Genomic DNA, 19,731 nt, shown 5'->3' with positions numbered 1-19,731 from the left:
CGGCGACTGCCGCACCCAGGGATTACACAATGAAACGCTCGCTCGAACGCATCATGGCGAACCTGTTCGGGTTCTGCTTCCTCGGCCTGTCCATCCTGGTCTCGATCGAGACCGTGGTACGCAAACTCTTCAACATCTCCATCCAGGGTTCGGCCGAACTGGGCGGCTACGCGCTCGCCGTCGGCTCGGTCATCGGCTTCAGCCTCGCCGTGGTGGGGCGCAACCACATCCGGGTGGACGTGTTCCACGAGCGCTTCCCGCGCGGCATGCAGGCCTTCATGAACTGGATCTCGGCGGTGTTGATCGCCGCCCTGTCCCTGCTCTTCGTCTACGTGTGCTTCCGTGTCATCGTGAAGACGGTGGAATACGGCAGCGCGGCACAGACGCCCTGGGCCACCCCGCTGATCTACCCGCAAAGCCTGTGGTACGCCGCCCTGGTGATCTTCGCGGTGTTCGCCCTGATCTACGCGCTGCGCGCTTCACGCCTCTACTTCAGCGGCCAGATCGACACTTTGTTGCATGAGTTCCACCCCAAGAGCACCAAGGAGGAACTCAAGGAAGAGCTCGACGATTTGGCGCATCGCACAGCGAAGGAGTCGCAGGCATGAGTACCTTCTCCTTCTCCCTGTGCTTTCTGTTGATGATCGTGCTGATGCTGCTGGGTATCCCGATTGCAGTCACCATGGTGCTGGTCGGCGCGGGCGCCGGTGTGGCGGTGTTCGGCTTTCCCTTCCTCACCTCGACCGGCTCGATGCTGTGGGGCGTGCTCAACGACAATCTGCTGACCGCCGCCCCACTGTTCATCCTGCTCGGCGAGCTGCTGTTGCGCAGCGGCGTGGCTGACCGCATGTACCAGGTGATGACGGCCTGGCTGTCGCGCCTGCCGGGTGGGCTGCTGCACACCAACATCGGCTGTTGCGCCCTGTTCGCCGCCACCTCGGGTTCCTCGGTCGCCACCGCGGCCACCGTCGGCACCGTGGCCCTGCCCTCGCTGCGTGCGCGCAAATACCGTATGTCCGATGCGCTGGGATCACTGGCCGCCGGCGGCACCCTGGGCATCCTGATCCCGCCCAGCGTCAACATGATCGTCTACGGCTCGCTGACCGAGAACTCGATCGGCCGCCTGTTCATGGCCGGCATCATTCCGGGTCTGCTACTCACGGGCTGCTTCATGCTCTACATCTTCGTCACCAGCCTCCTGCGCGGCGACGAAGTACGCGAACCCTTGCCGCCATTGCGCGAGCGCATCCGCCTGCTGGTCCACCTGGTGCCGCCGCTGGTGATTTTCGGCATCGTGATGGGCAGCCTCTACACCGGTGTCGCCACCGCCACCGAGTCGGCCGCGCTGGGCGTCGTCGCCGCGCTGTTCTTCACCTGGCGCAGCGGTCGGCTCAGCATGGCCCTGCTGGAGAACTGCTTCCTCCAAACCGCCCGCATCACCGGCATGATCATGCTGATCCTCGCCGCCGCCTTCGTGCTGAACCTGCTGATCAGCCTCTCGGGCGTTGCGGACGCAATGACGCAATCGGTCATGAGCCTGGGACTGTCGGCCACCGCCATGCTGCTGGTGTTGATCCTGTTCTACCTGGTGCTGGGCATGTTCATGGACGTAATGTCGATGCTGGTGGCCACCGTGCCCATCACCTACCCCATCGTCACAGCGCTGGGCGTGGACCCGATCTGGTTCGGCATCTTCATCATCCTGATGTGTGAGCTCGCCCTGATCACCCCACCCGTGGGCATGAACCTGTTCGTGGTGCAAGGCATCCGGCCCGACGGCGGCAACATCGCCGACGTGATCCGCGGAGCCCTGCCCTACGTCTTCATCCTGCTCGCCTTCACGCTGCTGCTGATCGCCTTCCCCGCGATCGTCACCTGGCTGCCGAACCACACCTGAGTTCGCGCCCCTACGGGGGAGGACGTGCCAGCCGTCCTCCCCGCGCCCATCCGCCCCGGGTTGATACAATCTCGGGCCCCGACCTTACCGCTGGACAGCCACCTTGCAGCCCTTCAAGCCCCTCTCAGAGCAGGAGCTCGCCGCCCACACCCCGATGATGCAGCAGTACATCCGGCTGAAAATGCAGCATCCGGATACGCTGGTCTTCTATCGCATGGGCGACTTCTACGAGCTGTTCTTCGAGGATGCCGAGTACGCCTCGCGCCTGCTGGATATCACGCTGACCACGCGCGGGGCTTCGGGCGGGCAGCCGATCAAGATGGCCGGCGTGCCCTTCCACGCGCTGGAGCCTTACCTGGCGAAGCTGGTGAAGCTGGGCGAGTCGGCCGTGATCGCCGAACAGGTGGGCGAGCCGGGGCAGACCAAGGGACCGATGGAGCGTGCGGTGGCGCGCATCGTGACGCCGGGCACGCTGACCGACGCGAGCCTGTTGGATGACCGCGCGGATGCACCGCTGCTGGCGGTGCAGTTGAATCGCGGCGTGCTGGGCATGGCCTGGCTGAACCTCGCCAATGGCGACTTCCGCATCGTCGAGACCGACCCGGAGATACTGGTCAGCCATCTGGAACGCCTGCGCCCGGCCGAGGCGCTGATCCCGGACTCGCTGAAGCTGCCGCTGCTGGAGTCACGCGTACCGGCGATCCGCCGCCTGGCCGACTGGCAGTTCGACGCCAAGACCGCGCAGCAACTCTTCACCACGCATTTCGGCACGCACGATCTGGCCGGCTTCGGCGCCGAGGGGCTCAACGTCGCGCTGGCTGCCGCCGCCGCGCTGTTCGAGTACGCACGCAGCACGCAACGCCAGGCGCTGGCCCACATCACCACGCTGCGCGTCGAACGCGACGGCGACTACCTGCGCATGGACGCGCACACGCGGCGCAACCTCGAAATCTCCGAGACGCTGCGCGGCGAGCCTTCGCCCACCCTGCTCTCGCTGCTGGACTTCACCGGCACCAGCATGGGCTCGCGCTGGCTGCGCCACACCCTGCACCATCCGCTGGCCAGCCGCCACGCCTGCCGCCAGCGTCACCAGGCCGTCGCCTCGCTGCTGGGCGACGCCGGCGACGGACCGCTGCATGCCGTCTCCGACGCACTGAAGCCGATCGCCGACATCGAGCGCATCGCGACGCGCATCGCGCTGCGCAGCGTGCGCCCGCGCGAACTGGCCTCGCTGCGCGAGAGCCTGGCGGCGCTGGAGGCGCTGCGTGCGCCACTGCTGCCCGACAGCGGCAGCTTGCTGGCTGAACTGCATCAATCACTGGCCACGCCGGTCGACATGCACCAGTTGCTGACCGCCGCCGTGGCTGAGGAACCCGGCGCGCAGGTACGCGATGGCGGCGTCATCGCGCGCGGCTACGACGCGGAGCTGGACGAGCTGCGCGACATCCAGAACAACTGCGGCGAGTTCCTGATCGCGCTGGAAGCCCGCGAGCGCGAGCGCACCGGCATCGCCAACCTCAAGGTGGAGTTCAATCGCGTGCATGGCTTCTACATCGAAGTCACGCATGCCAACGTGGACAAGGTGCCGGACGACTATCGCCGGCGCCAGACCATGAAGAACGCCGAGCGCTACATCACGCCCGAGCTCAAGACCTTCGAGGACAAGGCGCTGTCGGCGCAGGAGCGTGCGCTGGCGCGCGAAAAGGCACTGTACGAGGAGCTGGTCGAGCGCCTCGCGCCCGAGGTGCCGCGCCTGCAGGCCATCGCGCACGCGGTCGCCCTGCTCGACGGGCTGAACGCCTTCGCCCTGGTCGCCGCGCGCCATGACTACCGCATGCCGGAGCTGGTGGACGAACCCGTGATCGAGATCGTCGGCGGCCGCCACCCGGTGGTCGAGCGCCAGGTCGACAACTTCATCAGCAACGACGCGCGCCTGTCGCCCACGCGCCGCATGCTGCTGGTGACCGGCCCCAACATGGGCGGTAAATCGACCTACATGCGCCAGGTCGCGCTGATCGTGCTGCTGGCGCACTGCGGCGCCTTCGTGCCCGCCACCAGCTGCCGCATCGGCCCGGTGGATGCCATCTTCACGCGCATCGGCGCCTCCGACGACCTCGCCTCCGGACGTTCGACCTTCATGGTCGAGATGACCGAGGCTGCGGCCATCCTCAACAACGCGACCGAGCGCAGCCTGGTGCTGATGGACGAGATCGGCCGCGGCACCTCCACCTTCGACGGCATGGCTTTGGCCTACTCCATCGCCAAGCAGTTGCTCGACAAGAACCGCAGCTACGCGCTGTTCTCCACGCACTATTTCGAGCTGACGCGCCTGGGCCTGGAATACCCGGAATGCGCCAACGTGCACCTCGGCGCGGTCGAGCACGGTCACAGCATCGTGTTCCTGCACGCGGTGCAGGATGGCCCGGCCTCGCAGAGCTACGGGATCGAGGTCGCCGCGCTGGCCGGCATCCCGCCCGCCGTGGTACGCGACGCCAAGCGCCGCCTGCGCGCACTGGAAAACCGCGAGGTCGCCAGTGGCCCGCAGGACGACTTGTTCGCCTCGCTGCCCGAGCCTGAGCCCGCAACCGTGAGCCACCCGGCACTCACACAACTGGCCGAGCTGGACCCGGACAACATGAGCCCGCGCGAAGCGCTGGAAGCGCTGTATGCCTTGCGCAAGGCGCTATGACGGAATCATCCGCCTCCTCAGTCTTCGCGCCCCGACAACTGCTGCTGGCCCGCCTCGCGACCAAGGGGCATTTCTTCATCTGCGGCCTGCTGTTTGCGACCTGGGGCGTGCACGTCCCCACCGTGAAAGCGCAGTTCGGGCTGACAGAAGCACAACTCGCCTGGCTGATGCTGTCCGCCGGCATTGGCTCCTTGCTGGCGCTCACGCGCGTCGGCGGCTGGGTCGCACGGCATGGTGCACGGCCTGTCGTGCTGAGCGGCGGCGCCGTGGTCAGCGTTTGCCTCGCAGCGTTGCTGTTCATGCCCAGCTATCCGTGGCTGCTGGTACTGATGTTTGGTTTCGGTCTGGGCAGCGGTGGTTTCGACGTGGCCATGAATGCCGAGGCCGTGGCCGTCGAGCGCGAGATGGCCAAACCCATCATGTCGTCCTTCCACGGTTTCTTCAGCCTGGGAGGCCTGGCCGGCGCCCTGTTCGGCAGCCTGGTGGCCACGCTTGAAGTGCAGGCCACGATCCACATGCTGCTGACCGGCCTGCTGGGCTACGCCCTGATCTGGTTCGCCGCGCGCGCCATGCTGCCGACACATGCCACGCATTCACCGGAGGAACATCACCAGGGTTTCCGCCTGCCACATGGCAGCGTATTGCTGATCGGCCTGCTGGCCGCCTTCGCGCTGGTCAGCGAAGGGGCGATGTACGACTGGAGCACCTTGTACATGGCGCAGGTGCTCGACAGCCCGGCCAGCGTGGCCGCGCTTGGCTACGCCGCGTTTTCGGGCGCCATGGCGGTGGGCCGTTTCGGCGGCGATTGGTTGCGCGGACGCCTGGGCGCCAGGCTCACCCTGCAGGTTTCAGCCTGGACGGCGGGGGCCGCGATGCTGGCGGCCTTGCTGGTCGGTCAGCGCTGGGCTGCCATCGGCGGCTTCGCGCTGGTGGGCCTGGGCCTGTCGAACGTGATCCCGGTACTGTTCTCGGCCGCCGCACGCGTGCCGAATGTGTCGCCCGCAACCGGCATCGCCAGCGTATCGGGCGTGGGCTATCTGGGTTTCATGATCGGCCCACCGTTGATCGGTGCCATTGCGCAATACCACGGTCTCACCATTAGCCTCATGGTGGTGGTCGCGTTCGCCATGGTGGTGGCCTTGCTGACGCCGCGCGCGATGCGCGGCCCAGAGGCCCAATAGCTCAGGGGGCCGTCTCGCGCCCACGGGTCGCTTGGAACACGCAGAACAGGTTCAGCGACTGGAGTTGCGCGGATCCGTGTAGCTGGGTTTCGGAGTGTTGGGTGACGAAATCGTCGACACCCGTGCGGGGCCGGCGCGATTTTCCAGTTCCATCTGGCGCACCAAGGCCTTCTCCCGTTCAAGGCGGCGTCGTGCCTCATCGGCCTCACGCTGGCGACGCGCCTCCTCGCGCTGCTCCTGTCGCTCCAGTTCACTGCGCTGACGCTCTTCGGCACGTACTTGCTGGAGGCGAGCGCTCTCCAGGCGATCACTGACGCGATCGGCTTCACGTCGGGCCTGCTCCAGCTCGCGCTGACGTTGCAGGGCCTCTCGTTCGGCTTGGCGCTCGTTATCACGCTGCTGCCGCGCCCGCTCGACCTCTTGCAACCGTTCCGCCGCCGCCAGTTCGGCCGCCTTCTGCTCCGCCGCCAGGCGAGCCTGTTCGAGCTGGATGGCACGCTCCGCATCGCGCATCGTCTTGTAGTACCAAGCTCCGCCGACAAGCAGCAGCAACACCAGGCCCCACTTGAACACGCTGGGGATGCCACCGCTCTCGATCACGCTCTCCTGCACGATCACGCTACCGACAGGGGGGGCGCGCCGGCCGAAGAGTTTCTGGTCATAAGCCTCCCGCCGGTCCGCGTCGGACAAGGTGGTATAGGCGTCCTTGATGAGGTGGAAGTAAGCCCCTGCATCCATGCCCTTGCTGTCGAGCTGATCGGCGAGATACAGCGCTTTCAGGCGTTCGAACGACAACCGGATGGTTTCGCGACTGGCGTTGGCGCTCACCTCCAGGATGTCGTATAGCGTTGTTTTTGTTTGCATGTGATTTTGACGATTTTTCCGACGAGTGCGATTGTAAAGATATGTCGGTGCTTGCAAAGCCCGACCTTCCCCAAAGTCGCTCCCGCCGGCACCCTCCGGGCTATTGCGCCCGGGCGTGGCGGAACAGGCGGAAGAAGTTGGCGCTGCTGGCCGCGCCCACTTCCTCGGGCGTGATCCCGCGCAGGCGAGCCACTTCCGCTGCCACATGCGGCACATAGGAGGGTTCGTTCATCTTGCCGCGATACGGCACGGGTGCCAGATAAGGAGAGTCAGTCTCGATCAGGATGCGATCGAGCGGGATGCTGGCCGCCACTTCCTTGATCTGCTGTGCGCTCTTGAAGGTCACGATGCCCGAGAACGAGATGTAGAAGCCCAGCGAGATCGCCGCCTCTGCAGCGGTGAGATTCTCGGTAAAACAGTGCATTACACCGCCCACTTCCTGCGCGCCCTCTTCCGCCAGGATGCGCAGCACATCCTCGGTGGAGTCACGCGTGTGGATCACCAGAGGCTTGCCACAGGCCTTGGCCGCCGCAATATGAGTGCGGAAGCGCGCCCGCTGCCATTCGGGCTTGTCCTTGTGCCAGTAATAGTCCAGGCCGGTCTCACCGATGGCGATCACCTTGGGGTGCCCAGCCAGCGCCAGCAGACGCGCCACATCCGGCTCCTCGCCCTCGGTGTATTCGGGATGCACGCCCACGGTGGCAAACAGGTTCGGACGGGATTCGGCCAGCGTCAGCACCCGAGCGATGCGTTCCAGGTCCACCCCGATACACACGGCATGGCTGACCTGCGCTGCCGCCATGCGCTCGAACAAGGCCTCGCCCTGTGCCGCCAGGTCTTCGAAGTCGATATGACAATGAGAGTCGATGAACATCTCGGGATCACTTCCACAAAAACAAACGCGGGCCGGCTGGCCCGCGTCGCACATACGTTGCCGCCGCTCAGATCGTATGGGTCGGCCGATTGGAGCCGAGCGCGCTGCCCAGGATCTGCTCGATCTTGATCTTGGCCGCACTGCCCGCATCATCAGCGCTGAACTGCACGCCAATGCCCTGCGTCTTGCCGTTCTGCGCATTCGGTGGGGTGACCCAGGCCACCTTGCCCTTGACCGGAAGCTTGGTCGGGTCGTCCATCAACTGCAGCATCAGAAACACCTCGTCGCCCGGCTGGTAGGTCTTGGGCGTCGGGATGAACAGGCCGCCATTCTTGATGAAGGGCATGTAAGCGGCATACAGCGCGGAGCGCGAGTTGATATTCAGCGACAGCACGCTGGGGCGCGCAACCGTGGGGCGGACAGCATCCATCAGTGACCTCGTTCAGCAGGGCGCATGCCGCGCGCCACGCGCAGCAGGACGTCTTCCAGGAACAACCGCTGGTTCAGCGGGTGCTGAGCGACCCGACGATAGGCCGCGAGTTCATTGTAGCAAGAGAGCCATTGCGCGCCGCGACCGCTGGCCAGGCCGCCGATGACCGCCTCGAAGTCGGCAAAGAAACGGGCGCCGCCCCCCTGCGCGATCCGCACCCCATCGGCCAGCCAGCGCTGCAGCCAGGACACCAGGTGCGTCAAGGTAAGCCCGGCCTCGGTCGCGGCCTTGCTCTTGAGCCAACTTTCCCATTCGGCCGCCAGCTTGAGCGGATCGGCCTTGGGCAGTGCCGCCAGATCGCGCGCGAAACGGCCGCGGGCCTCGCCCAGCGCCCCGTCGGCCAGGCTACGGGCCGCGATCGGCAGGCCCGAGCTGAAGCCCAGCAAGGCCTCGGCATTCTTCACCCCATGCCGGTCCAGCCAGGCACGCGCGGTGGCGCCGTCCGGCCGCGGAAAGTCCAGCACCTGGCAGCGGCTGCGGATGGTCGGCAACAGGCGGCGCGGCGCGTGGCTGACGAGAATGAAAACGGCATCGGTGGCCGGCTCCTCCAGCGACTTGAGCAGCGCGTTCGCGGTATGCACGTTCATCGCCTCGGCCGGGTCGATCAGCACCATGCGGCGCCCGCCCTGATGGCCGCTGACTTCCAGCAGGCCCTGCATGTCACGCACCTGCTCGATGCGGATCTGGTCGGACTTCTTCTTGTCCTTCTTGCCCTCGGGCTCGCTCTCGCCTTCGTCATCCGACTCCTCGGCGCTCTCCGGCACCATGCGATGCATGTCGGGATGGTTGCCATCGGCAAACCAACGGCAGGACGGACACTCGCCACAGGCGAAGCCAGCCTGCGTCACCTGCGCGCACAACAGGCGCTGCGCCAGTAGCTCGGCGAACAGGCGCTTGCCACTGCCCGCCGGGCCGCACAGCAACAAGGCGTGGGGCAGCTTGGCTAGATCGCCCGTGACCCGCCGCCACAGCGGATGCAGCCAGTCCGGCAAGGCGTCGGGCGCGCTCACAACAGGCGCTCCAGATGCTTCAGCACCTCGGCGGTGATCGCTTCCGGGGTGCGCGAGGCATCCACCACGGCGATGCGCCCAGCGGCTTGCGCGGCGCGGTCCAGATAAGCCGCCCGCACCCGCTCGAAGAAATCGCGTTGCTCACGCTCGAAGCGGTCCGCCGCCTCGCGCCCCGAAGCCAGGCGTTGCGCCGCGATGGCCGGATCGACGTCGAACAGGAAGCTCAGGTCGGGCTGCAACCCCGCATGCACCCACTGCTCCAGTGCGCGGAACTTGGTTTCGCCCAGGCCACGACCACCCACTTGATAGGCGTAAGTGGCGTCCGTGAAACGGTCGCACACCACCCAGGCGCCGCGCGCCAGGGCCGGCTCGATGACCCGCGCCAGGTGCTCGCGCCGCGCCGCGAACATCAGCAAGGACTCGGTCTCCAGGTGCATGGCCTCGCCGTTGAGCAGCAACTGGCGCAAAGCCTCGCCCAGTGGCGTACCGCCCGGCTCGCGCGATTGCACGACCTCGTGACCCGCCGCGCGCACGCGTGCCACGACGGCGGCGATCTGCGTGCTCTTGCCGGCGCCGTCGATACCTTCGAAAGTGATGAATCGGCCCCGCATCAGCGGCCACTCCTCTGGAAGCGCGAAACCGCGCGATTGTGTTCATCGAGCGTACGCGAAAACTGGCTGCTGCCATCACCGCGCGCCACGAAATACAGGAAATCGGTCTTCGGCGGGTTGAGCGTCGCGCGTAAGGCCGCCCGCCCAGGCATGGCGATCGGCGTGGGCGGCAAGCCGCCGCGCGTGTAGCTGTTGTAAGGCGTATCGGTCTGCAGGTCGCGCTTGGTCAGGTTGCCGTTGAAATCCGGTCCCACCCCGTAGATCACGGTGGGATCGCTCTGCAAGGGCATGCCGATGCGCAGGCGGTTGACAAAGACCGAGGCCACCCTGCCGCGATCCTCCTCGCGCCCGGTCTCCTTTTCCACCACCGAGGCCAGCCGCAACGCCTCTTCCGGGCTGTTCAGCGGCAGGCCGCTGGCCCGCCCCGCCCACTCGGCCGCCAGCACCTTATCCATCAACCCCAGGGACCGGCGCAGCACCTCGATGTCGGGCGTGCCACGGGCGACGTAATAGGTGTCCGGGAAGAAACGCCCTTCCGGCACCGCGCCCGCCAGACCCAGCATCGCCATGACCTGGGCATCGGACAGACCCAGCGTGTCATGGCGCAGGTCGGGGTTGGCGTCCAGCGTGGCGCGTACACGGCGGAAGTTCCAGCCCTCGATCAGGGCCACCTCGACGTAGGCGCTGGAACCGGTGGACAACAGCTCGATCAGCGACCACGGCGTCATGCCGGGTTCGATATGGTAGTAGCCGGCCTTGATCGAGCGCGCCCGGCCACTGAGGCGGGCCAGCCACACCAGCGCATGCGGATGCACATCGACGCCCTGCGCCACGACCTGGCGCGCCACCTCGCGCATCGAGCTGCCCCGGCTGACCTCGACATCCAGCGCGCGGCCCGCGTCGGGCAAGGGAGAAGTCGCGTACCACCAGGCCAGGCCGGCGACGAGGGCGCACAACAGGATGCAGAGCTTGATCAGGCGGGAGAGGAAACGCAGCATGGGACGGGAAGAGGCCGACTCAGGGTCGGCAGGAAGCTTGCTTGGAAGGCGTATCTGGAAACCTATTGAAGACCGTCCGACGGGCTTGAAGCGCGGCCGGAACGGCTCAATATAATAGCCCAAAGCATTCAGACGCCCCGCTGCGCCCAACCACAGAAGGATTCCGCATGTCCCCCAGCCGCCAAGCTTATCTTGCCGCCCTCGGCGCCCAACTCAGCACGGATGCCGCGCCCCAGGTCACGATCGCGACAGCGCCCGTGGCGGCTGCGACAGACGCGACACTCGCCGTACCGCTGGAACACCTCGGGCTGATCCGCGTCAGCGGTGAGGACGCCGCCGAGTTCCTGCACAACCTGATGTCGAACGACATCAAGAAGCTGCCCCTGCACGGCGCCCAGCACAACAGCTTCAACAGCCCCAAGGGCCGCATGCTGGCGAGCTTCCTGGTGTGGCGCGACGAGGCCGGCTTCCTGCTGCAGCTCTCGGCCGATCTGCTGGCGGCGATCCACAAGAAGCTCTCGATGTACGTGCTGCGCGCCAAGGTCAAGCTGAGCCTGCCCGGCGAGGACTGGTGCCAGTTGGGCCTGGTCGGCCCGGCACTGGACCAGACCCTGGCCACCCTCGGCCTCACACTGCCGGCAAGCGACATGAGCGTGACGCCGGGCGAGATCGCCGTCGTCCGCCTGGGCGCGAACCGTGTGCAATTGCTGATCCCCGCCGAGCGCGCCGAGGCGACGGCCAAAACCTTGCTGGCCGCGGGCGTGCAGGCCGCCGGCACCGACGCCTGGCGCCTGCAGGACATCCGCGCCGGCATCCCCCTGATCACCGCCGCCACGCAGGACGAGTTCGTCGCCCAGATGGTGAACTTCGAGCTGATCGGCGGGGTGAACTTCCAGAAGGGCTGCTACCCCGGGCAGGAAATCGTCGCCCGCACGCAATACCTCGGCAAACTCAAGAAGCGCATGTTCTTCGCCCATCTCGACGCCGTCGAAGCACCTGCGTCAGGTGGCGACGTCTTCGCACCGGAATTTGGCGAGCAATCCTGCGGCAAGGTGCTGAGCGTGGCGCCTGCTGCGGAGGGTGGCTACGATCTGCTGGTGGTCACGCAACTGGCCGCGCATGAAGCGGGAGAAGTGCATGTGGGCTCACCGAGCGGGCCGCAACTGCGCTTTGGTGCCCTTCCCTATCCGGTGGAGTGAGGCGCGAAGTCAGTGAAGTAGGGCGGAACTCCGCAGGAGGTTCCGCCAGCCGCCCTGAGGGCGGCAATCTGCATCTGGCTGCGCGGGGAAGAGTTGGCGGAACCTCCTTTGGAGTTCCGCCCTACCGCTACTTGTACGGGGCCATCACAAGAAGCGATCAAGGATGCGCCGCGTGCCACGGTCCATCTCGTAGAGGTTACGGATCAGGAACTGCACGCCGTGATTGTCCGCGATCAGCAGGGTGCCGCCGGCGAGGCGCCGGATGTCTTCCTCGCCCTTGAGCACGAAGCGGGTCTCGCCACGGTCGGTTTCCACGGTCCAGGTGCTGGGCGTGGCGAAGCTGGAGACCTCGCGGATGCGGCGGATCTGCGGCATGAACTCGCGTGCCGCCAGTTCCTGCTCGATCAGACTGCGCAGCGTGTCGGGCAAGGCGCTCAGGCGGTCGATCCAGCATAGCTCGTGGCCATCCGCGCTGAGCAGGGAGACCCCCTCGTCCGGGGCGGCGATCGGGAAGGCGCGCACCGGCACCACACCCTCGTGCTGCATGCCGTCCGCATCCGTGAGCACGAGGCGGCCGTAAGCATTGCGCGTCAGTTGAATCTTGTCGATGGCGCTCAATTGGACTCCTCCGCAGGCGCGGCTTCGCCCTGCTCCGCGTTGCGCAACTGGGCTTGGTAAAGCCTGTAGTAGGCGCCTTCGCGCGCCATCAGCTCGTCGTGGTTACCGATCTCGACGATCTGGCCGCGATCCATGACGACCAGGCGATCCGCCTTGCGCAACGTCGACAGGCGGTGGGCGATGGCGATGGTGGTGCGACCCTGCACGAGGTTATCGAGCGCGCGCTGGATTTCCTTCTCGGTCTCGGTATCCACGGCCGAGGTGGCCTCGTCCATGATCAGGATGCGCGGGTCGATCAGCAGCGCGCGCGCGATCGAGATGCGCTGACGCTCACCGCCCGACAGGCCCTGGCCGCGCTCGCCGACCAGCGAGTCGTAGCCCTGCGGCAACCTCAATATGAATTCATGCGCATGCGCCGCGCGTGCTGCCGCGATGATCTCCTCGCGCGTTGCGTCGGGCTTGCCGTAGGCGATGTTGTCGGCGATGGTCCCAAAGAACAGGAAGGGCTCCTGCAGCACCAGGCCGATGTGCTTGCGGAAGTCGGCCAGCGGCAGCGAGCGGATGTCCACGCCGTCGACGCGGATCGAGCCCTCGGTCACATCGTAGAAGCGGCAGATCAGGTTCACCAGCGTGCTCTTGCCGGAGCCGCTGTGCCCCACCAGACCGATCATCTCGCCCGGCTGGATGTCCAGGTTCACGCCACGCAGCACCGAACGGTTGCCGTAGCGGAAGCCGATGTCATGCAGCGAGATGCGACCCTTCACGCTGGGCAGGTGCACCGGCTTGGTCGGCTCCGGCACACTCGAGACATGGTCCAGGATGTCGAAGATGCGCTTGGCGCCCGCCGCCGCCTTCTGCGTCACCGACACGATGCGGCTCATCGAATCGAGACGCGTGTAGAAACGGCCGATGTAGGCGAGGAAGGCGGTCAGCACGCCGACCGTGATCTGGTCCGTCGACACCTGCCAGATGCCGAAGCCCCACACCACCAGCAGGCCGATCTCGGTCAGCAGCGAGACGGTGGGCGAGAACAGCGACCAGGTCTTGTTGAGGCGGTCATTGACGGCAAGGTTGTGCTTGTTGGCCTCGCGGAAGCGCTGCGCTTCGCGCTTCTCCTGCGCGAAGGCCTTGACCACGCGGATGCCCGGGATGGTGTCGGCCAGCACATTGGTGACCTCGGACCACACGCGGTCGATCTTCTCGAAGCCGGTGCGCAGGCGGTCGCGCACGATGTGGATCATCCAGGCGATGAAAGGCAGCGGCAGCAGCGTGACGATGGCCAGCCAGTGGTTGATCGAGAACAGGATGCTGGCCGTCATCACGATCATCAGCACGTCGGTCGCGAAATCCAGCAAGTGCAGCGACAGGAACACGCAGATGCGGTCGGTTTCCGAACCGATGCGCGCCATCAGGTCGCCAGTGCGCTTGCCACCAAAGTACTCCAAGGAAAGTTTGAGCAAATGCTCGTAGGTGGTAGTGCGCAGGTCGGCGCCGATGCGCTCCGACACCAGCGCCAGGATGTAGGTCTTGGCCCAGCCCAGGGCCCAGGCCAGCAAGGCCGCGCCGAGCAGGCCGCCGAGGTAGCCCGCCACCACCCTGGGTTCGATCTCCTGCCCGTTCTGATACGGGATCAGCACCTCGTCCATCAGCGGCATGGTCAGGTAGGGCGGCACCAAGGTGGCCGCCGTGCCGGCGAGCATCAGCAGAAAACCACCGAGAAGCTGCCACTGGTAGGGCCGGGCGAATCGCCACAGGCGGAACAGGGTCCAGGTTGAGGGCGGGGTGTGGATTTCCTTGGCGCAGACCGGGCAGTCCTCCTGCCCTGGTTCCAAGGGCGCCTTGCACTGGGGACAAACCGTCGCGTCCTCTTCCTCCGGCAAGCGGCCCTCGCGCAAGAAGGCGAGTTGCTTGTCGAAGGCCTTGATCAGGCGCAGCGCCGCCAGGTTCTGCGCCAGGGTGTAGCGCCAAGCGGCCAGGCGTTGCATGCCGTCTTCGAGCTGCAAGGTCGCCACGCCGGCGTGGTCGGAATGCTGCAGGACCATCTGGGGCGCCAAGGCCCATTCGATCACCCGCCCGTCCGGCTCCACCTGCACCAGGCGGCGCTCGGTCAACACCAGCAGACTGGTCGCGAAACGCAGTTGGGCGTCGAGATCCAGGTCCAGCCAGGCCAGCACGCGCTCGCCGCTGGCCAATACGGTGGAGAAGCGCTCGACCCAGGGCGCCGGCAAGGCATTCGGATCGGCAGTCGTGGCGACTTGTAGTGTCATGCGATCGAGGTGAAATACGACATCGGGGTGCCGGCCGAACTTCGCCGGGGCGCGCAGTGTAACGCGCCACCCCTGCCCGGCGTTGGCATGACATCCCCTTCTTTTTTTGCTTTTCGGGGCCGGGAGGCCAAGTAAACCAATAGTAACATTGCGCGTTAATCGCCTTGGCCGGTGGCCGGGTGGCGACAGCCGCCCGACCGGCCGGGTTGCGGAGCCTGACACTTGAACACGACAAAAAAGAGCCTTGCATTCCAGCGCATCAATTACCTGCGCGGACCTAATATCTGGACCTATCGCCCAGTCATCGAAGCCTGGGTCGATATCGGTGAGCTTGAAGATTTCCCCTCCAATACCTTACCCGGCCTCTACGAACGTCTGACGAGCTGGCTGCCCGGCCTGATCGAGCACCGCTGCGGCGTCGGCGAGCGCGGCGGCTTCCTGCTGCGTCTGCGCGAGGGTACCTGGGCGGCACATATCCTGGAACATGTGGCGATTGAGCTGCAGAACCTGGCCGGCATGCAGGTTGGCTTCGGCAAGGCACGTTCCACCTCGCAGCGCGGCGTCTATAAAGTTGCCATGCGGGCGCGCAACGAGCAGGTCGGGCGGGCCGCCATCCAGGCCGGCAAGGAACTGCTGGAAGCCGCGATCAACGATACGCCGTTTGATCTGGACGCCACGGTGGAGAAGCTGCGCGAGATCGTCGACGACCATCACTTGGGCCCCTCCACAGCCTGCATCGTCGATGCCGCGACGGAACGCCGGATCCCCTCCATCCGCCTCAACGAAGGCAATCTGGTGCAACTGGGCTACGGCTCGCGCCAGCGCCGCATGTGGACGGCTGAGTCCGACCGCACCAGCGCCATCGCGGAGAGCATCGCCAGCGACAAGGACCTGACCAAGAGCCTGCTCGCCCCTTGCGGCGTGCCGGTGCCGGAAGGCCAGATCGTGGCGAGTCCGGAAGAGGCCTGGGAGGCCGCGCAAGATATCGGCCTGCCGATCGTAGTGAAGCCCTCCGATGCCAACCACGGCCGTGGCGTGTCGCTGGAGCTGAACGGCGAGGATGAGATCAAGGCCGCCTTCCACATCGCGGATGCCGAGGGCAGCGACGTCATCGTGGAGCGCTACATCCGCGGCTGCGAGCACCGCCTGCTGGTGGTGGGTGGCAAGGTCGTCGCGGCCGGCCGCGGCGAGAACATCTACATCACCGGCGACGGCAAGAGCACGGTGCGCGCGCTGATAGACAGTCAGCTCAACAGCGACCCGCGCCGTGGCGTGGCGGAAGAGTTTCCGCTCGAAACCATCGTGCTCGACAAGGACCAGACCATGCAGCTCCTGCTGCAGCGCCAGGGACTGAGCGGCGAATCCGTGCCCGCCGCCGGCCAGCGCGTGACGATCCAGCGCAACGGCAACGTCTCGATCGACTGTACCGACGAGGTACACCCGGAGAACGCGGCCACCGCCTCGCTGGCCGCCCGCATCGTGGGCCTGGACATCGCCGGCATCGACCTGGTGTGTGAAGACATCTCGCGCCCCTTGCACGAGCAAGGGGGTGCCATCGTCGAGGTGAACGCCGGCCCAGGCCTGCTGATGCATCTGAAGCCGGCACAAGGCAAACCACGCCCGGTTGGCGAGGCCATCGTCGACTACCTGTTCCCGCAGGACGACAACGGCCGCATCCCGCTCGTGGGTATTACCGGTCACGACGACACCACACTGATCGCGCGCATCATCACCTGGTTGCTTCATATCGACGGCCGCATTCCCGGCCTGGCCTGCCGCGACGGTCTATTCCTCGACCTGCGCCAAGTCGACCACGGCGATTCGGCCAACTGGAAGGCAGGCCAGCGCCTGCTGTTCAACCGTGTGGTGCAGGCTGCGGTATTCGAGACGCCTGCCGAGAGCATCCTCGGCGAGGGCCTGCCCTATGATCGTTGCGACGTCGGTGTCGTCACCACGCTCAAGCTGACGCCCGAGATCGAGAGTTATGACGTACGCAACGAAGACCAGCTCAGGAACGTGCTGCGCACCCAGGTCGACGTGGTGTGGCCGGAAGGCGCTGCAGTGCTGAACGCCGACGAGGAAGCCGTGGCCGATCTGGCCGAGCTGTGCGACGGCGCCGTGCTGTTCTACAGCCTCAACGCCAGCAACACGCGCATCACCGAGCACCTGGCCGACAACGGCCGCGCGGTCTTCATCGAAGATGGCGCCATCGTGTTGGCGCGTGGCACCGAGCGCAAACGTCTCAGCGCCCCGCCGCTGGAGTCGGTCGCAGCCACGCTGGCCGCCGCCGCCGCAGCCTGGGCCATGGGTGTCGCCCCGGAACTCATCAACACCGGCATCGGCAGCTTCGCCAACGGCTTCGCCCTCCCCGCCACCGGCCCGCGCAAACGCGCCGCCCGCTGACCCGCATCGGCCCAGACAGGAACACACCATGCAAGTATCCCGCGTTCGCGCCCTGCGCGGCCCCAACCTGTGGAGTCGCCACACCGCCATCGAGGCCCTCGTGAGCTGTGCGCCCGAGGCCTGCGCACTGGCCAGCATCCCGGACTTCGACACCCGCCTGCGTACCCTCTTCCCGCAGATCGGCGCGATCCGCCCGACCGATCATGAGGACGAGCTGTCGCTTGCCCATGCGCTTGAATTCGCCGCGCTGGGCCTGCAGGCGCAGGCCGGCTGCCCGGTCACCTTCAGCCGCACGACACTGGCCGAGCCCGGCACCTACCAGGTCGTCGTCGAGTACAGCGAGGAGCCAGTCGGCCGCCTGGCCATGGAACTGGCCGAGCAACTGGTGCTGGCCGCGCTGAACGGTGGCGAGTTCGACGCCGACAAAGCCATTGCCCGCCTGCACGAGATGGATGAAGACGTGCGCCTGGGGCCCTCCACCGGCTCCATCGTGCAGGCCGCCGTGTTGCGCGGCATTCCCTACCGCCGCCTGACCACCGGCTCGATGGTGCAGTTCGGCTGGGGCAGCAAGCAGCGCCGCATCCAGGCGGCCGAAATCGACCGCACCAGCGCAATCTCGGAGTCCATCGCACAAGACAAGGAGCTGACCAAGAAGCTGCTCGACGCCGCCGGCGTGCCGGTGCCCAAGGGCCGCCCGGTGGACAGTGCCGACGACGCCTGGGCCGCCGCGCTGGAGATCGGCCTGCCGGTCGTCGTCAAACCGCAGGATGGCAACCAGGGCAAGGGCGTGACGGTCAACATCACGACCCGCGAAGGGCTCGATGCCGGCTACGCCGCCGCGCGCGAGATCAGCGATGACATCCTGGTCGAACGCTACCTGCCCGGTCACGATTTCCGTCTGCTGGTGGTTGGCAGCCGGCTCATCGCCGCCGCGCGCCGAGACCCGCCGCTGGTGGTGGGCGACGGAGTGCACACCGTGCGCCAGCTCGTCGAGGAAGTGAACAAGGACCCGCGCCGTGGCGAAGGCCACGCCACCTCGCTGACCAAGATCCGCTTCGATGACATCGCCATCGCCCGCCTGGCGGCACAGAACCTGCAGCCGGAATCGGTGCCGCCCAAGGGCCAGCGCGTGATCCTGCGCAACAACGCCAATCTGTCGACCGGCGGCACCGCCACCGACGTGACCGACGACGTGCACCCCGACCTGGCTGCACGTGCCATCGCCGCCGCGCAGACCATCGGTCTCGACGTGTGCGGCGTCGACGTGGTGTGCGACTCGGTGCTCAAGCCGATGGAAGACCAGGCCGGCGGCATCGTCGAAGTGAATGCGGCACCCGGGCTGCGCATGCACCTGTCGCCGTCCTACGGCAAGGGCCGCAACGTAGGCGAAGCCATCGTCTCCGAGATCTTCGCGCCCGGCGAGGACGGCCGCATCCCGGTGGTGGCGGTGACCGGCACCAACGGCAAGACCACCACCGTGCGCCTGATCGCCCACATGCTCACCACCAGCGGGCTGCGCGTAGGCATGACCAATACCGATGGCATCTACGTGCAGGGCAAGCGCATCGACACCGGCGACTGCAGCGGCCCGCGCAGCGCGCGCAACGTGCTGCTGCACCCCGACGTCGACGCCGCGGTGTTCGAGACCGCGCGCGGCGGTGTGCTGCGCGAAGGCCTGGGCTTCGACCGCTGCAAGGTGGCCGTGGTCACCAATATCGGCCTGGGCGATCACCTGGGCCTGAACTTCATCACCACGGTGGAAGACCTCGCCGTACTCAAACGCGTGATCGTGCAGAACGTGGCCGATAGCGGCTACGCGGTGCTCAACGCGGCCGATCCCATCGTCGCCGCGATGGCCGCCACCTGCCCCGGCAGCGTGATCTTCTTCGCCGCCGACCGCTACAACGTGGTGCTGGCCACCCACGCCGCGCAAGGCAAGCGCGTGGTATTCGTCGAAGATGGCCACATCGTGGCGGCCGAGGGCAAGTCCAGCATTCGCATCCCGCTGACCCAGGTGCCAATCACTCGCAAGGGCACGATCGGCTTCCAGGTCGAGAACGTGCTGGCCTCAGTGGCCGCAGCCTGGGGCGCCGGGGTGGAATGGAAGTACATCGCCGAGGCGCTGGCCACCTTCAAGGCCGACAGCGACAACGCGCCGGGGCGCTTCAATGTGTTCGACTATAAGGGCGCGACCATCATCGCCGACTACGGCCACAACCCGGACGCCATCATGGCCCTGGTCAAGGCGGTCGAGGCCATGCCGGGCAAGCGCCGCAGCGTGGTCATCAGCGGCGCGGGCGATCGTCGGGACGAAGACATCCGCCAGCAGACGGAGATTCTCGGCGACGCCTTCGACGACGTGATCCTGTACCAGGACGCCTGCCAGCGCGGGCGCGCCGATGGCGAGGTCATCGGGCTGCTGCGCGAAGGTCTCAAGAATGCGCGCCGCACCACACACACGCAGGAGATCAATGGCGAATTCATCGCCATCGACACGGCCATGGGGCGCCTGCAGCCGGGCGACCTGTGCCTGATCCTGATCGACCAGGTGGAAGACGCGCTGGCCCACATCGCGCGGCGTATCGCCGAGGTCTGAGCGCACGCAGCCAGCCAATACGACAAGGGGCCCC

Annotated in this window: 15 protein-coding genes; 7 read left to right on the top strand and 8 right to left on the bottom strand. The window is 66.5% G+C overall.

What is annotated here, in order from left to right; genetic code table 11:
- Window positions 1-29 precede the first annotated feature (29 nt).
- The 4 genes from NMB43_RS07885 (at window position 30) to NMB43_RS07870 (ending at window position 5,767) form a co-directional block, all read left to right on the top strand.
- Window positions 30-608, top strand: a complete 579-nt coding sequence (locus NMB43_RS07885) for a TRAP transporter small permease (RefSeq protein WP_494351599.1) — start codon at window positions 30-32, stop codon at window positions 606-608.
- Window positions 605-1,897 (top strand): TRAP transporter large permease, encoded by a 1,293-nt coding sequence (locus NMB43_RS07880; protein WP_494351598.1) that lies wholly within the window; start codon window positions 605-607, stop codon window positions 1,895-1,897. The genes NMB43_RS07885 and NMB43_RS07880 overlap by 4 nt, the downstream gene beginning before the upstream one ends.
- A gap of 157 nt (window positions 1,898-2,054) precedes the next feature.
- Window positions 2,055-4,586: a DNA mismatch repair protein MutS gene (gene mutS, locus NMB43_RS07875; RefSeq protein ID WP_494352129.1), complete on the top strand. Its 2,532-nt coding sequence runs from the start codon at window positions 2,055-2,057 to the stop codon at window positions 4,584-4,586.
- Window positions 4,583-5,767 carry an MFS transporter gene (locus tag NMB43_RS07870; RefSeq protein WP_494351597.1) on the top strand — a complete coding sequence of 395 codons (1,185 nt, stop codon included), beginning with the start codon at window positions 4,583-4,585 and terminating at the stop codon, window positions 5,765-5,767. Before mutS ends, NMB43_RS07870 begins: the two co-directional genes overlap by 4 nt.
- A gap of 51 nt (window positions 5,768-5,818) precedes the next feature.
- Here NMB43_RS07870 and NMB43_RS07865 read toward each other — a convergent pair whose 3' ends face one another.
- From NMB43_RS07865 to mltG, 6 genes are all read right to left on the bottom strand, one after another.
- Entirely contained in the window at window positions 5,819-6,631 is an 813-nt protein-coding gene (locus NMB43_RS07865; RefSeq protein WP_494351596.1) for a DnaJ domain-containing protein, read from the bottom strand.
- Window positions 6,632-6,731: 100 nt separating this feature from the next.
- Entirely contained in the window at window positions 6,732-7,505 is a 774-nt protein-coding gene (locus NMB43_RS07860) for a TatD family hydrolase (protein WP_494351595.1), read from the bottom strand.
- A gap of 67 nt (window positions 7,506-7,572) precedes the next feature.
- Window positions 7,573-7,935: a PilZ domain-containing protein gene (locus tag NMB43_RS07855; protein ID WP_494351594.1), complete on the bottom strand. Its 363-nt coding sequence runs from the start codon at window positions 7,933-7,935 to the stop codon at window positions 7,573-7,575.
- Window positions 7,935-9,005, bottom strand: coding sequence for a DNA polymerase III subunit delta' (gene holB / locus NMB43_RS07850; protein WP_494351593.1), 1,071 nt, complete (start codon window positions 9,003-9,005; stop codon window positions 7,935-7,937). The genes NMB43_RS07855 and holB overlap by 1 nt, the downstream gene beginning before the upstream one ends.
- Window positions 9,002-9,616 carry a dTMP kinase gene (gene tmk, locus NMB43_RS07845; RefSeq protein WP_494351592.1) on the bottom strand — a complete coding sequence of 205 codons (615 nt, stop codon included), beginning with the start codon at window positions 9,614-9,616 and terminating at the stop codon, window positions 9,002-9,004. Before tmk ends, holB begins: the two co-directional genes overlap by 4 nt.
- A complete protein-coding gene (mltG, locus tag NMB43_RS07840; protein WP_494351591.1) occupies window positions 9,616-10,614 on the bottom strand; it encodes an endolytic transglycosylase MltG in 999 nt (332 codons plus the stop codon). Before mltG ends, tmk begins: the two co-directional genes overlap by 1 nt.
- A gap of 167 nt (window positions 10,615-10,781) precedes the next feature.
- On the opposite strand from mltG, the gene ygfZ reads away from it, so the two are divergent.
- Window positions 10,782-11,813, top strand: coding sequence for a CAF17-like 4Fe-4S cluster assembly/insertion protein YgfZ (ygfZ, locus tag NMB43_RS07835; RefSeq protein WP_494351590.1), 1,032 nt, complete (start codon window positions 10,782-10,784; stop codon window positions 11,811-11,813).
- A gap of 144 nt (window positions 11,814-11,957) precedes the next feature.
- Here ygfZ and NMB43_RS07830 read toward each other — a convergent pair whose 3' ends face one another.
- Together NMB43_RS07830 and NMB43_RS07825 are read right to left on the bottom strand one after the other, a co-directional pair.
- Window positions 11,958-12,431 carry a cyanophycin metabolism-associated DUF1854 family protein gene (locus NMB43_RS07830; protein ID WP_494351589.1) on the bottom strand — a complete coding sequence of 158 codons (474 nt, stop codon included), beginning with the start codon at window positions 12,429-12,431 and terminating at the stop codon, window positions 11,958-11,960.
- Window positions 12,428-14,698 carry a cyanophycin metabolism-associated ABC transporter gene (locus NMB43_RS07825; protein WP_494351588.1) on the bottom strand — a complete coding sequence of 757 codons (2,271 nt, stop codon included), beginning with the start codon at window positions 14,696-14,698 and terminating at the stop codon, window positions 12,428-12,430. Before NMB43_RS07825 ends, NMB43_RS07830 begins: the two co-directional genes overlap by 4 nt.
- Window positions 14,699-14,920: 222 nt before the next feature.
- Here NMB43_RS07825 and NMB43_RS07820 point away from each other — a divergent pair, with 222 nt between their 5' ends.
- Together NMB43_RS07820 and cphA are read left to right on the top strand one after the other, a co-directional pair.
- Entirely contained in the window at window positions 14,921-17,101 is a 2,181-nt protein-coding gene (locus NMB43_RS07820) for a cyanophycin synthetase (RefSeq protein ID WP_494351587.1), read from the top strand.
- Between the two features lie 28 nt (window positions 17,102-17,129).
- On the top strand, window positions 17,130-19,697 hold the full coding sequence (cphA, locus tag NMB43_RS07815; protein WP_494351586.1) for a cyanophycin synthetase: 2,568 nt from the start codon (window positions 17,130-17,132) through the stop codon (window positions 19,695-19,697).
- The last annotated feature ends 34 nt before the right edge of the window (window positions 19,698-19,731 follow it).

This window comes from Uliginosibacterium sangjuense (assembly GCF_059132465.1).
The sequence above is the reverse complement of the archived record's forward strand: the minus strand, read 5'-3'. Positions and strand labels throughout refer to the sequence as shown.

Coding starts and splice junctions, on each gene's coding strand:
- NMB43_RS07885 (WP_494351599.1), top strand. CDS start 30: ATGAAACGCTCGCTCGAACGCATCATGGCGAACCTGTTCGGGTTCTGC.
- NMB43_RS07880 (WP_494351598.1), top strand. CDS start 605: ATGAGTACCTTCTCCTTCTCCCTGTGCTTTCTGTTGATGATCGTGCTG.
- mutS (WP_494352129.1), top strand. CDS start 2,055: ATGCAGCAGTACATCCGGCTGAAAATGCAGCATCCGGATACGCTGGTC.
- NMB43_RS07870 (WP_494351597.1), top strand. CDS start 4,583: ATGACGGAATCATCCGCCTCCTCAGTCTTCGCGCCCCGACAACTGCTG.
- NMB43_RS07865 (WP_494351596.1), bottom strand. CDS start 6,631: ATGCAAACAAAAACAACGCTATACGACATCCTGGAGGTGAGCGCCAAC.
- NMB43_RS07860 (WP_494351595.1), bottom strand. CDS start 7,505: ATGTTCATCGACTCTCATTGTCATATCGACTTCGAAGACCTGGCGGCA.
- NMB43_RS07855 (WP_494351594.1), bottom strand. CDS start 7,935: ATGGATGCTGTCCGCCCCACGGTTGCGCGCCCCAGCGTGCTGTCGCTG.
- tmk (WP_494351592.1), bottom strand. CDS start 9,616: ATGCGGGGCCGATTCATCACTTTCGAAGGTATCGACGGCGCCGGCAAG.
- mltG (WP_494351591.1), bottom strand. CDS start 10,614: ATGCTGCGTTTCCTCTCCCGCCTGATCAAGCTCTGCATCCTGTTGTGC.
- ygfZ (WP_494351590.1), top strand. CDS start 10,782: ATGTCCCCCAGCCGCCAAGCTTATCTTGCCGCCCTCGGCGCCCAACTC.
- NMB43_RS07825 (WP_494351588.1), bottom strand. CDS start 14,698: ATGACACTACAAGTCGCCACGACTGCCGATCCGAATGCCTTGCCGGCG.
- cphA (WP_494351586.1), top strand. CDS start 17,130: ATGCAAGTATCCCGCGTTCGCGCCCTGCGCGGCCCCAACCTGTGGAGT.